The organism is Klebsiella sp. BIGb0149 (assembly GCF_004362605.1).
Classification (GTDB): Bacteria; Pseudomonadota; Gammaproteobacteria; order Enterobacterales; family Enterobacteriaceae; genus Klebsiella; species Klebsiella terrigena.
Window position 1 is genome coordinate 610,812 of record NZ_SNYG01000001.1, and the last position, 14,046, is coordinate 624,857.

Annotated in this window: 11 protein-coding genes; 7 read left to right on the forward strand and 4 right to left on the reverse strand. The window is 58.0% G+C overall.

Features of this window, described 5'->3' with window-relative positions; all coding sequences use genetic code 11:
* Positions 1-85 precede the first annotated feature (85 nt).
* Together EDF75_RS02945 and mntS are read right to left on the reverse strand one after the other, a co-directional pair.
* Positions 86-1,663, reverse strand: coding sequence for a phosphoethanolamine transferase (locus EDF75_RS02945; RefSeq protein ID WP_133597981.1), 1,578 nt, complete (start codon positions 1,661-1,663; stop codon positions 86-88).
* A gap of 268 nt (positions 1,664-1,931) precedes the next feature.
* Positions 1,932-2,057, reverse strand: coding sequence for a manganase accumulation protein MntS (mntS, locus tag EDF75_RS02950; RefSeq protein ID WP_041144714.1), 126 nt, complete (start codon positions 2,055-2,057; stop codon positions 1,932-1,934).
* A 183-nt stretch (positions 2,058-2,240) separates the two neighbouring features.
* On the opposite strand from mntS, the gene mntR reads away from it, so the two are divergent.
* The 6 genes from mntR to EDF75_RS02980 all read left to right on the forward strand — a co-directional run bounded on the left by mntR (position 2,241) and on the right by EDF75_RS02980 (position 8,638).
* Positions 2,241-2,714, forward strand: a complete 474-nt coding sequence (mntR, locus tag EDF75_RS02955) for a manganese-binding transcriptional regulator MntR (RefSeq protein ID WP_133596965.1) — start codon at positions 2,241-2,243, stop codon at positions 2,712-2,714.
* Entirely contained in the window at positions 2,711-3,823 is a 1,113-nt protein-coding gene (locus EDF75_RS02960) for an anion transporter (RefSeq protein ID WP_133596967.1), read from the forward strand. Before mntR ends, EDF75_RS02960 begins: the two co-directional genes overlap by 4 nt.
* Before the next feature lie 107 nt (positions 3,824-3,930).
* Entirely contained in the window at positions 3,931-4,968 is a 1,038-nt protein-coding gene (locus tag EDF75_RS02965; RefSeq protein ID WP_133596969.1) for an aldo/keto reductase, read from the forward strand.
* 161 nt (positions 4,969-5,129) lie between these two features.
* Positions 5,130-6,503, forward strand: a complete 1,374-nt coding sequence (locus EDF75_RS02970) for a glycoside hydrolase family 1 protein (RefSeq protein ID WP_133596971.1) — start codon at positions 5,130-5,132, stop codon at positions 6,501-6,503.
* Between the two features lie 89 nt (positions 6,504-6,592).
* On the forward strand, positions 6,593-7,912 hold the full coding sequence (locus EDF75_RS02975; protein ID WP_133596972.1) for a PTS sugar transporter subunit IIC: 1,320 nt from the start codon (positions 6,593-6,595) through the stop codon (positions 7,910-7,912).
* Positions 7,913-7,924: 12 nt separating this feature from the next.
* A complete protein-coding gene (locus EDF75_RS02980; protein WP_076945013.1) occupies positions 7,925-8,638 on the forward strand; it encodes a GntR family transcriptional regulator in 714 nt (237 codons plus the stop codon).
* A gap of 63 nt (positions 8,639-8,701) precedes the next feature.
* On the opposite strand, the gene ldtB is transcribed toward EDF75_RS02980, so the two are convergent.
* Positions 8,702-9,622, reverse strand: a complete 921-nt coding sequence (gene ldtB / locus EDF75_RS02985) for a L,D-transpeptidase (protein WP_115193996.1) — start codon at positions 9,620-9,622, stop codon at positions 8,702-8,704.
* Positions 9,623-9,991: 369 nt separating this feature from the next.
* Here ldtB and EDF75_RS02990 point away from each other — a divergent pair, with 369 nt between their 5' ends.
* Entirely contained in the window at positions 9,992-11,587 is a 1,596-nt protein-coding gene (locus tag EDF75_RS02990) for an ABC-F family ATPase (RefSeq protein WP_095095416.1), read from the forward strand.
* 78 nt (positions 11,588-11,665) lie between these two features.
* On the opposite strand, the gene EDF75_RS02995 is transcribed toward EDF75_RS02990, so the two are convergent.
* Entirely contained in the window at positions 11,666-14,032 is a 2,367-nt protein-coding gene (locus tag EDF75_RS02995) for a glycoside hydrolase family 31 protein (RefSeq protein WP_133596974.1), read from the reverse strand.
* Between the last annotated feature and the right edge of the window lie 14 nt (positions 14,033-14,046).

The window sequence follows — 14,046 nt, forward strand, 5'->3', positions numbered from 1 at the left end:
AAATCCGCCTCACAGGGGCGGATTTTTTTTGCCTGTCACTCGACAAACCCGTCGCCATCAGCATCCCGATGGCGCATGAGGTGGCCTACTGGGTGGTGAACAGGTCGCTGCCCAGATGGGTATAGTCCACTTTCTGCAGCTGGAAGTTGGTGATGAAAACCGGTCCGGCCTTTTGCTCAGAGATAAAGCGATAGCGCGGCTTTATCTCCTCGGCGCTGATCCCGGTCCACTGCGAGAAGAAGCCGAGGAAATCGTTGGCCGAGCGGCGGGCTTTGATAACCTTGTGCGCTTTATCATCGCTGGACAGCACCATGAACGGCACCTGGAAGTTCTGCTGGAACTTATCGTCGTGCGCCAGATACTGCACCTCTTTCCCGCGCTCCTTGAAGGCCAGGCCGTGATCGGAGAAATAGGTCATCGAGAAGCTGTCGCCGGAGTTCTGCAGCTGGCTATAGAGTTTGCCCAGCAGGGCGTCGGTTTGCGTCATGCTGTAGAGGTAGCACGAGGTCTCCTTCGACTGCACGAATACCGTATATTTTCCCCTGGTGCGGTCGCAGGCCTGCGGGTGCGAGCCCATCAGGTGCAGGACGATCAGCTGCGGCTGAGTCCGCTGGGTGGAGAGCACCTGCTCGGTTAGCTTCAGCAGCTGCTCATCCTGGGTGTTTTTATTGGCCTCAAAATCACCGTTTTTGAGGAACTGCACCTCGTCGGCGCGCTTGGCAATACTGGCAATCGCCGTATCGTACTCGCCGATTTGCCCCTGATTCGAGAACCACCAGGTCTGGAAGCCCGCGCGGTTGGCCAGCGTGACGAAGTTATCCTGGTACTGCGGCTTGCCGTCAACGACGCGGTTAAGCGTCAGGCCCAGCGACTTTTGCGTTGAACCGCTCGCCGCAATGTAGTCGTTGAACAGATAGCCGTTCACCGAGCTGGCGAAAGGGGTGTTGTCCCAGTGGCCGCCGAAGGCGCCGAGCGCGTCGCGGCGCGCGCTTTCGCCAATCACCACCACGTACAGGTGATATTTGGGCTTCACCGCCACGACGTGCCAGCTATCTTTCATATTCGCCAGCTGCGCCATGCGCGCCTGCTCATCCAGCACCTCATTGTTATTGACCACCACGTCTTTGACGAAGCGCAGGGCCGGGTAGCCGGTATCAATCACTTTGAAGACGCCGCCCCACGCCAGATTCTGCACCGGCTGCAGGAAGAAGATGCCGACGCTGAACAGCAGTCCCAGGCTCTCCATTTTGCTCCAGCGCTTGCGTTCGTCCGGCTTGCGGCGTACGGCAATGACGCCCAGCGCAAAAATAAACACCGCCAGCAGATAGCTGTACCACGGGAAGATGGTCAAAATTTCGGTGGATTCTTCGACGTTGGTGGCGTGCAGCGCCAGCAGCGTATTGAAATTGGGCGCACCGTAGGCCTGGCCAAACGGATAATAGAGCGCGGCAAGCAGCGAGTAGCCGCCGACCACCACCTTCTGCGCGCGCGGGAAGCTGCGCCACAGCAGATGTAGCACGCATGTAAAGGCAACGGCGTAGAGCAGGCTAAAATCGTAGCCAAGGGCCAGGTTAATCAGCAGGGACTGTAAAAAGTAGAATCCGGTCCACGGGTTCAGGACCAGCCCACGAGCGACCAGCGTTTCTTTCAGGGTGAGGTTCATAGTTAACAATCAAAAAGACGCCATGTGCATCCCCTGGCATCAAGGGGTAAAACCTGCTGGACAGTGCCGGAAGAGGGTCTCTGCGAGCCGCAGTAGTGGCAGGGCTGACAAAAGATAGGGCTTGCAAATGCTAAGGTCAACTAGCCATAACGGATTGTTTTGGGAGAAAGCTTACAAAACTTGAAAAAAGTCCGGGAAAGGAGGGCAAACGGGCCAGTATGACGAGGAATTATGACGAAAAAATGAAGCGGCGTACCGCGACGCCGCGTTAGTTGCCCGGTTTGTCCTGCTCTTTTTTGCCGTTGAGCAGATCGCACAGCATGCCGATTAGCATTAAGCGTACTTTAAATGGAGAGTGGGTAAACACTTGTAAGCACCTCTTGAGTTCGTTCATCGTAACCTCCTGCGCTTTCGTCCTTCGCTCGGTGAAGGATGTCTGCATTACATACAGATATAGCACAGGCTATATTTTATAGCTATGGCTAAAAAGTTAATTTTTTGTGCTACGGGCCCAATCATTTACAATGGCCCTCTTTGAGATGACGCTTGCTGCGTCACACGTATTTGAGGAAGCACAATGAACCGTCGCGCAGGCAAACAAATAACAAAAAAAGTGACGCAGCTAGTGAATGTTGAAGAGCACGTTGAGGGGTTTCGTCAGGTGCGCGAGGCGCATCGTCGCGAGCTGATTGACGACTACGTTGAGCTGATTTCCGATCTGATCCGCGAGGTGGGCGAAGCGCGTCAGGTCGATATGGCCGCGCGTCTGGGCGTTTCGCAGCCGACGGTCGCGAAAATGCTCAAGCGCCTGGCCAGCGTAGGATTGATCGAGCAGATCCCGTGGCGCGGCGTCTTTTTAACTCCGGAAGGCGAGAAGCTGGCGCACGAAAGCCGCGAACGTCATCAGATTGTGGAAAACTTCCTGCTGGTGATCGGCGTCAGCCCGGAGATTGCCCGTCGCGATGCCGAAGGGATGGAGCATCACGTGAGTCAGGAGACGCTGGAGGCTTTTAGCCAGTTCACGCTCAAGTACGGGCAGCACGGAGAATGAACCTGCCCTTTATTCAGGCGCTGGCGGGTGACCGCTTCCTCCATTTACTGCTGATAATTGCCGGCGTATTAAGCATTTTTGTCCCCTTTGCCCCTGCCAGCTGGCCTCAGGCTATCGACTGGCAGACGATTATTACCCTCAGCGGGCTGATGCTGCTGACCAAAGGGGTCGAGCTGAGCGGCTATTTTGACGTGCTGGGCCGCAAAATGGCGCGGCGGTTTGTGACCGAACGGCAGCTGGCCATCTTTATGGTGCTGGCGGCGGCGCTGCTTTCCACCTTCTTAACCAACGATGTGGCGCTTTTTATCGTCGTTCCGCTCACTCTGACGTTAAAAAAATGGTGCGCCATTCCGGTTAACCGGCTGATTATTTTCGAGGCGCTGGCGGTGAACGCCGGCTCGCTGCTGACGCCGATCGGCAATCCGCAAAACATTCTGCTGTGGGGACGCTCCGGCCTCAGCTTCCCGGCATTTATCGGGCAGATGCTGCCGCTGGCGATGGCGATGATGGTAACGCTGCTGGCGCTGTGCTGGTGCTGTTTTTCCGCCGTACGCCTCACTTATCATAGCGGCGAGCGGGTGCCCTCCTGGCAGCCAAAGCTGGTCTGGGGCTGCCTGGCGCTGTATCTGGTTTTCCTCACGGCGTTAGAGATGAAGCAGGGTCTTTGGGGCCTCGCGCTGATCGTCATCGGCTTTTTGCTGCTGGCGCGGGCGGTGATTATCAACGTTGACTGGTCCCTGCTGCTGGTCTTTATGGTGATGTTTATTGACGTTCACCTGCTGATCCAGCTGCCGGCGCTGCATCAGCTGCTGAGCAGCGTCGGCCAGCTCTCCCCCGGCGGCCTGTGGCTGACGGCGATCGGTCTGTCGCAGTTCATCAGCAACGTCCCGGCAACCATTCTGCTGCTCAACTACGTTCCGCCGTCAACGCTGCTGGCCTGGGCGGTGAACGTCGGCGGCTTTGGCCTGCTGCCCGGCTCGCTGGCCAACCTGATTGCCCTGCGCATGGCGGCGGACCGGCGCATCTGGTGGCGCTTTCATCTTTACTCACTGCCGATGCTGCTGTGGGCGGCGCTGGTGGGCTACGCCATCCTGCACTTCGGGTTCTGATATTCGGAGGATTGGGCAAGAAACGGACAGGATCTCCCCATTCGCGCTCGTGCAGGCGGGAGTATAACTATAGCGCTGACGTTAATTATCCTGATGAGGAGAGTCCGATGCGTTATAAAAAACTCGGAAATACCGGTCTGTTTGTCTCTGAACTGTGCCTTGGCACCATGACCTTTGGCGGTGAAGAGGGGATGTGGGGCAAAATTGGCCAGCTGCGCCAGGCGGAAGCCGAGCAGCTGGTGGGCAGCGCCCTGGATGCCGGCATTAACTTTATCGACACCGCAAACGTCTATTCGGAAGGGCGTTCGGAAGAGATAACCGGCCAGGCGCTAAAAAATCTCAAGATCCCGCGCGAAAACGTGGTGGTCGCCACCAAGGTGTTCGGTGAAACCGGCACCGCCGGCGTTAACTCCCGCGGTAGCTCCCGCTACCACATTCTCAGCAGCGTCAAAGAGAGCCTGCGGCGCCTGCAGCTCGATCATATCGATCTCTACCAGCTGCACGGCTTCGATCCGGCGACGCCCGTCGAAGAGACCCTCTACGCCCTGGATACCCTGGTCCGTCAGGGGCACGTCCGCTATATCGGCATATCGAACTGGGCGGCCTGGCAAATCGTCAAGGCGCTGGGGATTGCCGAACGCCTCGGGCTGGCCCGCTTTGCCTCCCTGCAGGCTTACTACACCATCGCCGGGCGCGACCTCGAGCGTGAGCTGGTGCCGATGATGCAGAGCGAAGGGCTGGGGCTAATGGTCTGGAGCCCGCTGGCGGGCGGATTGCTGAGCGGCAAATACACCCGCGACGGCCAGGGAGAAGCGGGCGGCCGCCGGCTGGAATTTGATTTTCCGCCGGTGAATAAGGATCGCGCCTTTGATTGCGTGGACGCGATGCGCGAGGTGGCGGACGCCAAAGGCGCGACGGTCGCGCAGGTCGCGCTCGCGTGGCTGCTCCATCAGCAGGCGGTGACCAGCGTGATTATCGGCGCCAAACGCGCGGATCAGCTGGCGGATAATATTGCCGCCACTCACATCCAGCTCGGCGAAGAGGATCTCAGGCGGCTGGATGCGGTGAGCGCGCTGCCGCGCGAATATCCCGGCTGGATGCTCGAGCGTCAGGGCGAATATCGCCGCAATCAGCTTAACGATTAATCCTGTCCTTTCCTCAACGGCGGGCGCTGTCCCGCCGCTTTCTGCCCTCTCTTTTCGAAATCGCTCACAAAAACGACACAACCCCTTTGCGTGATTTATCATTTCATTCTATATGACTAGTCATGAATTTTTAATGACTAGTCATAGTAACGGAGCGAACGATGAAGACACTGGCAAAGGATTTTTTATGGGGCAACTCGGTTTCCAGCATGCAGACGGAAGGGGCGTGGAATGAAGGCGGAAAGGGGATGTCGGTATACGACATTCGCGAGCCCTCAGAGTTTGCCTCTGACTGGAAGGTGGCGACCGACTCCTACCATCGCTATGAGGAAGACTTTGATTTAATGCAGGATCTAGGGATGAACTGCTACCGCTTCCAGATTTCGTGGAGCCGCATTTGCCCGACCGGCGATGGCGAGTTCAACGAAGAAGGTATCGCCTTCTACCACCGCTTTATCGACGCTCTGATTGCCCGCGGCATTGAGCCGATGATTTGCCTGTACCATTTTGACATGCCGCTGGCGCTGGCGAATGAGTACAACGGCTTTATCGATCGCCGCGTGATGGAGGCGTTTGTGCGCTACGGCAAGAAAATGATCGACTGCTACGGCGACAAGGTGAAGTACTGGCTGACCTTCAATGAGCAGAATATTTTCCACATGCCGATTGCGTTCCGCATTGCGGGCTATATGCATGGCGACGAAACGCTCCGCGAGCTGTACGAGATCCAGCATTACACCATGATGGCGCACGTCCATCTGACCGCTTACCTGCATGAAACCCAGCCCGGCAGGCTGATGGGGGGGATGCTGGCGCATCAGCTTATCTACCCGGCGACCTGCCGGCCGCGCGATATTTTCTGCGCTCAGCAGCATGATGAGTTTCTCAACCAGAACCTGCTGCGCGTCTATGCCGGCCAGGGCTACAGCCCCGAGGTCATGGCCGTGGTCGCCCGCGAAGGCTTCGAGGATATCTACGGCGCAGAGGATTTAGCCCTGATTGCGCAGAATAAAAATGACTACATGGCCTTTAGCTACTATGCCAGCCGCACGCTGAGCAGCGATCCGATCCCGGAAGGCACCGAGGTGAACTACTACATGCAGTTCGGCGATAAGGACAACCCGTACCTGAAGTCTACGGAATGGAACTGGCAAATCGATCCGCTCGGCTTTCGTACCATCATCACCCGCTACTACAACGACTGGCGCCTGCCGGTATTCCCGATTGAAAACGGTATCGGGGTGATTGAGTCCTGGGATGGCGAAAACATGATTGCCGACGACTATCGTATCGCCTATCACCGCGACCATATCAACGCCATGAAAGAGGCGATTTTTGAGGATGGCGCGGAGGTGATCGGCTATCTCGGCTGGGGGCTTATCGACATTCTCAGCTCGCAGGGCGATATGCGTAAACGCTACGGGGTGGTGTACGTCAACCGTGAAAACCACGATCTGAAAGACCTTAACCGCGTGCCGAAGAAAAGCTATGCATGGCTGAAACGCGCGATCCACAGCAACGGCGAAGAGATGTAGTTCGCGCGGGCCGCACCGGGTTATCCCCGTCAGGCAGCACCTGCATCCTGACGGGGAATACGGGTAAGTGATGAAGAGGATTCTGCAAAATGTCTGATAATACAACGTCCAGTATGCAGTCTTTGACCGATCGCTTTGTTGAGTTTTCCGCGCGTATCGCCAACCAGGTACACCTGCGTTCGCTGCGCGATGCGTTTGCCGGGGTAATGCCGATTTTCATTCTGGCAGGGCTGGCGGTGCTGGTGAACAACGTGGTGTTTCCCTGGATCCTGGAGGGCGAGACGCTGGTGCGCTTTAAGGTATGGGGCGATGCGATTATCAACGGGACGTTGAATATCGCCGCGCTGCTGATTGCGCCGATGATCGCGTGGTCGCTGGCGCGTAACAAAAACTTCGCTAACCCGGTTTCGACCGTCGTTATCGCTATTTGCAGCTTTATTATTATGATGCCGATGCAGGTGGATCTGGTGCCGGTTGGCGGGAAGGCGACGGTCAGCCTGACGTCGGTACTGACCTTCGCCAATATCGGCTCTACCGGCATTTTCGCCGGCGTGCTCATCGGCCTGGTGGCGACGGAACTCTTTATGCGCATCGCCGGGATCAAGCGCCTGACCATCAACCTTGGCGAGAACGTGCCGCCGGCGGTGGGCCAATCGTTTTCATCGCTCATCCCGGCCATTCTTACGCTGTCGCTGTTTGCGGCGCTGGCGGCGCTGCTGAATAACCTGCTGCACACCGATCTTATCCATCTGATCACCACGCTTATCCAGCAGCCGCTGCGCTTGATTAATACCAGCCTGCCGGGAACTATTTTTATCTACAGCTTCGGCAACTTCCTGTTTACGCTGGGTATTCATCAATCGGTTGTGAATAGCGTGGTACTGGAACCGTTCCTGCTGATTAATACCAATGAGAATATGCTGGCCTACGCCAGCGGCCAGCCGATTCCGCATATTATTAACAATATTTTCGTGCCGACCTTCGGCATGGTGGGCGGCACCGGCAGCACCATCTCTCTGCTGATCGCCATCTTTCTTTTCTCGCGTCAGCAGGCCTCGAAGCAGGTGGCGCGCCTGGCTATTACCCCGGGGCTGTTCAATATCAACGAACCGGTGATTTTCGGTCTGCCGATCGTTTTCAACGTGCCGCTGATGATCCCGTTCGTGCTGCTGCCCGCCATCGGCATCTTTTTCGCCTGGGTGTGTACCACGCTCGGGCTGATGTCGCGCTGCGTGGTGATGATCCCGTGGACCACGCCGCCGGTACTCAGCGCCTGGCTGGCAACGGCGGGGGACTGGCGGGCGGTGGTGGTGCAGTTGATAATCATCATCTTTGGTGTATTCTTCTACCTGCCATTTCTCAAAATATCTGAGAGAGTGGCCTTAAAAAACAATGGGATAAATGAATAATAAGGAAGGACGATGGCGGCGAAGTATCTTTTGATCGCGCGGGAAATTAAAAAGCGGATTATCAGCCAGCAGTACCCCGCCAGCATGCCATTACCCGACCAGTTTGCGCTGGCGGCGGAGTTTAACACCAGCAGGATGACCATCCAGCAGGCGATGCGCCAGCTTATTGTTGAAGGATTGATTTATACCCGCAAGGGGCAGGGCACCTTCGTGCGTAAAAACTTTCTTCAGCTTTCTCAGTGGGATCTTCCGGGAAGCGACTATTTTGGCGCCACCAAAACCTGGGCCCATCTGGGGGCGGTTAGCAGCAAGGTGGTGCGCTTCGAGCTGCGCTTTCCCAGCGAGAAGGAGCAGACTTCGCTGCTGATTAATGCCGATTCGCCGGTTTATGACTTCGTGCGCCTGCGGCTGCTCAACGACGAGCCGATGTCGCTGGACGCCACGGTGATGCCGGTGAATCTGGTACCCGGTCTGAATAAAAGCCACCTCGAAAGCTCCGTATTCCAGTATGTTGAGACGCTTGGGCTGAAGATAATGGGGTCGTACCGCGTGGTGCGCGCCATTAAGCCCGGCGAGCTCGAACAGCAGCACCTGGTGTGCGAAGCCGGCGATCCGGTGCTGGAAGTTGAGCAGGTTATCTACCTGGAGGACGGTACGCCGCTGGAGTATGCCCACTGTCACTACCGCTACGATCACGGCGGCATCGTTATCGTGAACAACGGCTGACGTCAGGCAAAAAGAAAAGGGCGAGGTTTTCACCTCGCCCTTTTTTGTGCATGGCGCTCAGGATCAGTTCAGACGAACCGGCATACCGGAACGGTTCTGCACCGCCTGCTCAACCACGCTCTGATCGACGTCGGACTGGCCGGTAACGGCCTGGACGGATTTGTTTAGCGTAATCGGGACGATTTCACCGCCCTGGAACTGGGCTTCGGTGGTCGACAGCGGGTTGTGGACTTCAACATAGCGGCTGCCGTCCGGCTCGCTGGTGGCTTTCACCGGCTCATCGATAAATTCGACGCGGGTGCCGACCGGCACGTTCTCAAACAGGAATTTGATATCGTCGTTGCGCAGACGGACGCAGCCGTGGCTGACGCGCAGGCCGATACCGAAGTTGGCGTTGGTGCCGTGGATCGCGTACAGACGACCGATGTAGAGCGCGTACAGGCCCATCGGGTTGTCAGGGCCGGCCGGTACTACGGCCGGCAGCGGGTTACCGGCTGCGACGTATTCGGCGTGCATTTTCGCCGTCGGCGTCCAGGTCGGGCCGGCTTTCTTACGCTCAACCTTGGTCACCCAGTTGATCGGCGTATCTTTGCCCAGCTGGCCGATACCAATCGGCAGCACGATCACGGTGTTGGTGCCTTTCGGGTAGTAGTAAAGACGCATTTCCGCGCTGTTGATCACGATACCTTCATGCACGGTGTCCGGCAGAATCAGCTGCTGCGGGATATTCAGCACGGTACCGCCTTTCGGCAGGTAGGTATCGACGCCCGGGTTCGCTTCCAGCATGTTGGAGAGACCCATCTGGTATTTGGCGGCGAAGTATTCCAGCGGCTGCTTGTTGTCGTCCGGAACCGTGACAACCTGGTTCTGGCCAATCAGTCGGCTACCGTCGGTCGGCAGAGGATAGGTTACAGCGGATGCTGTGTTGCAAAAGCCCACGATGGCGAAGGCTGCCGCAAGGAGTGTCGATAATTTCATATTCATCATGTCGTGTGCGATGTTAAAGCCACACAGGCCTTTGTTAGATTTTTCAGGGAGTAGATGGGAGCGCATTATATGTGCATTCCCGCCAACAGGGAAATGAGATGTGTACGAAATCACACTTTTTTGCCGCTTGTTTCAAGTGTCGTCCTTTAACCGGCGAAGCCGCGCCGTCGCAGGGGCGATCGCACGGCATACCTGGTGCCGCCGGGCCGCCGCTGAGGCCTGCCGGACGCCGGCGGCGGGGGGCTAAAGGCGCCGAACGCGGCGCCAGCGGTAAGGGAATTCACCGCAGACCGTGAAAAGAGATGGTTTTGCTGGCATAATGTCCGATGTGTCACACTTCTCATTCTCTTTTTTCAGGATAACCCCGTGCTAGTATCCAGCAACGTCACCATGCAGTTTGGCAGTAAGCCGCTGTTCGAAAACATCTCCGTCAAATTTGGCGGCGGCAACCGTTACGGCCTGATTGGCGCCAACGGTAGCGGTAAATCTACCTTTATGAAGATCCTCGGCAACGATCTGGAGCCAACGCTGGGCAACGTGTCCCTCGATCCGAACGAGCGTATCGGTAAGCTGCGTCAGGACCAGTTCGCGTTCGAAGAGTTCACCGTGCTGGATACGGTCATCATGGGCCACGGCGAGCTGTGGGAAGTGAAGCAGGAGCGCGATCGCATCTACGGCCTGGCGGAAATGAGCGAAGCCGACGGCTATAAGGTGGCGGATCTGGAAGTGACCTACGGCGAGATGGACGGCTACTCCGCCGAAGCCCGCGCTGGCGAGCTGCTGCTCGGCGTCGGCATCCCGGTTGAACAGCATTATGGCCCGATGAGCGAAGTCGCTCCCGGCTGGAAGCTGCGTGTCCTGCTGGCCCAGGCGCTGTTCTCTAACCCGGATATCCTGCTGCTCGATGAACCGACGAACAACCTCGACATCGACACCATTCGCTGGCTGGAGCAGACGCTCAACGAACGTGACAGTACCATGATCATCATTTCGCACGACCGTCATTTCCTCAACATGGTGTGTACCCACATGGCGGATCTCGACTACGGTGAACTGCGCGTCTACGCCGGTAACTACGACGAATACATGACCGCGGCCACCCAGGCCCGCGAGCGTCTGCTGTCTGATAACGCCAAGAAAAAGGCGCAGATTGCCGATCTGCAGTCTTTCGTCAGCCGCTTTAGCGCCAACGCCTCTAAATCCCGTCAGGCGACCTCACGCGCGCGTCAGATTGATAAAATCAAGCTCGACGAAGTGAAAGCCTCCAGCCGTCAGAACCCGTTCATCCGCTTCGAGCAGGACAAGAAGCTGTTCCGTAACGCGCTGGCTGTTGAAGAGCTGGCGAAAGGTTTTGATAACGGCCCGCTGTTTAAAAAATTCAATCTGCTGCTGGAAGTGGGCGAGAAGATTGCCATTCTGGGTGCCAACGGCGTGGGTAAAACCACCATGCTGAAAACCCTGGTGGGTGAACTGACGCCGGATAACGGTAGCGTTAAATGGTCTGAGAATGCGCAGATTGGTTACTACGCGCAGGATCACGCCGAAGACTTCGATAACGATCTGAGCGTTTTCGACTGGATGAGCCAGTGGAAGCAGGATGGTGACGATGAGCAGGTTGTGCGCAGCTTCCTCGGCCGCCTGCTGTTCAGCCAGGACGATATCAAAAAGCCGGCAAAAGTGCTCTCAGGTGGCGAAAAGGGCCGCATGCTGTTCGGTAAGCTGATGATGCAGAAACCCAACATTCTGGTGATGGACGAACCGACCAACCACCTGGATATGGAATCTATCGAATCGCTGAACATGGCGCTGGAGATGTATCAGGGCACCCTGATTTTCGTCTCCCACGACCGCGAGTTCGTTAGCTCGCTGGCCACCCGCGTGATTGAAATTACGCCGGAGCGCGTCGTCGACTTTAGCGGTAATTACGAAGATTATCTGCGCAGCAAAGGCATCGACGGCTAACCGTCCGCCGCCCCGGCGCTACCGGGAGTGAAACAGAAGCCCCGGTCAGCCTCGCGCGACCGGAGTTTTTTATTGCCCTTAGTCCAGCAGCCACTCGCCGACGTCTTTACCATTCACCGACAGCCGGCGCTTTTCACCGGCGGGGAGCGTTATCTTCAGTGCCTTCCACGCCGGGCGGTAGCGGCCGCGCGCGTTCACCTGCAGGCTGATGCAGCTGGCGCTGCAGGTCATCTCCCACCCCAGCCACAGCGCATCGCCGTCGCGATAGCCCCAGCTCTCGCCGTCATCTTCAAAGATCAGGCCGCTCGTCGAGCCCGCCCCCTTGAGCGGAAACAGCTTCAGCTCGCGGCTGTCGTCTTTTTTGGCGTCAACGTGGACGATCCTCTCGCTGAGCGGCAGGCCCGCCCCGGCGCGCACCATCAGCGGCAGTTTCTCCAGCGGCGCATCGAGCGTTATCCACTGGCCGCCGGCGAACCACTCCCCGCTATAAAAGTCGTACCAGCCGGACTCGTTTTCCGGCAGCCACGTCGGGCGCTGGCGCTGGCCGGGCTCCACGACGCTGGCGACGAGGAGATCGCGGCCGAGCAGGAAGTCGTCGCACTCCTCGAAGGTCTGCGGGTCATGCTGATGATCGAGGAAGGTCGGGCGCAGCATCGGCTCATCGTCAGCGTGCGCCTGCCACAGCAGGGTGTAGAGGTAGGGCAGCAGGCGATAGCGCAGCTCAATCGCGCCGCGAATCGCCGGCAGGACCGCCGGATACATCCACGCCTCGTTAACCGTGCGATCGTCGTTCCATGAGTGGATCGTGAAGCGCGGATGCATCACCCCGTTCTGCACCCAGCGCACGAACAGTTCGGCATCCGGCTTATCGCCGGAGAAACCGCCGACGTCGTGACCGACGTTATAGAGGCCGGAGAGGCTCATCCCCAGCCCCATGCGGGTGTTGTAGCGCAGGGTATCCCAATTGGTGCGGTTATCGCCGCTCCAGGTTTGCACGTAGCGCTGCATCCCGGCGCAGCCGGAGCGCGAGATCAGGTACGGGCGTTTCTCCGGGGCAAAGCGCTGCTGGGCCTCCAGCGACGCGCGCATCATCAGCAGCGGCATCACCGGACGGATATGCTTGATGGCAATCTCCTGGCCAAAACCGTGGCAGCGCGCCTCGCCGTCCCAGACTTCAAATTCGTTATTGTCGTTCCACGTCGAATCAATCCCCATCTCCAGCAGTTGAGCGGTGACCCCCTCCTGCCACCAGGCGACGGTTTGTGGGTTGGTGAAGTCGAGGTGCGACCCTTCGTCATCCCAGAAGCTGGAGCGCTCCGGGGATTCGCTTTCGGAGTCCTGAATAAACAGCCCGCGCTCCGCCACCTCGCTATAGCGCGGGTGATCCTGCAGCAGGCAGGGCTTGATGTTGGCCGCCAGCTTGATGCCCGCGTCGTGGAAGCGCTGGCTCATCACCTTCGGCTGCGGAACCTTGTCGTAATTCCAGTTAAAGACGTAGCGCTTACCGCCGATCGAGGTATAGCCGGAGGAGAGCTGGAAGGAGTCGCACGGAATGGCGTGCTCTTCGCAAAGGCGGATAAAGTTCATCAGCTGGTTTTGCGCATCCGGCGCGTCGGTGTAGTGCATCGTCGAGCCGCTGTAGCCCAGGCTCCACTTTGGCCCGAACAGCGTTTTCCCGGTCAGGCGGACAAAGGCTTTGGTGACGTCCAGCACGCGTTTGCCGGTAAACATGTAGTAATCAATATCGCCCGCTTCGGCCTGCCAGCGGCGATAGGCGGTGTGGTAGTTGTCGATTTCGTTGCCCAGATCCAGCCAGCAGCTGCTGAGGTTATCGTAGAACAGGCCGTAGCTGATATCGCTGCGCTGGGCGATGGTGAAGGGGATGTGCTTATACAGCGGATCGGTGCTGACGGCGTTATAGCCCATCGCATCCAGGTTGCGCATCTCGTAGCGATTCCCGTTGCGCTGCAGGTTGCCCGCCTTTTCGCCCAGACCGTAGAAGCGTTCATCTTGACGTCGGCTCTGGTAGTGCGCGACGCCGTCGCCGTGGGCGTTGACCAGATAGGCGCTGGTCGGACGGTCGTTAACCAGCGGCTGCCACTCTCCGGCATCGTCGCGGTAGCTCCACTCCAGCCACAGCGGCTGGTGGACGGTGACGCGCAGCCGTTCGGTGGCAACCGTCAGGGTCTCCTGCTGCTGCTCCAGGCTCCAGGCGGGAAGGGTAAATCCGCTGACGTCGTCGCGGCTGCGTCCCTCCCAGGGAACGTCCTGCTGCGGAGCGATGCTCCAGGTACGATCCAGCGCCAGCTCCCCTCTGCGCTTAAGCAGGACGCGGAACAGGTTTTCTTCCAGTACGTACAGGCACAGGGTGTGCTGCCCGTCGACCGTCAGCTCGACGTAGTGGGCCAGCTGCTGTTGTAATTTCCAGTGTTTCAACGTTTTCATTTTTACATCCACTC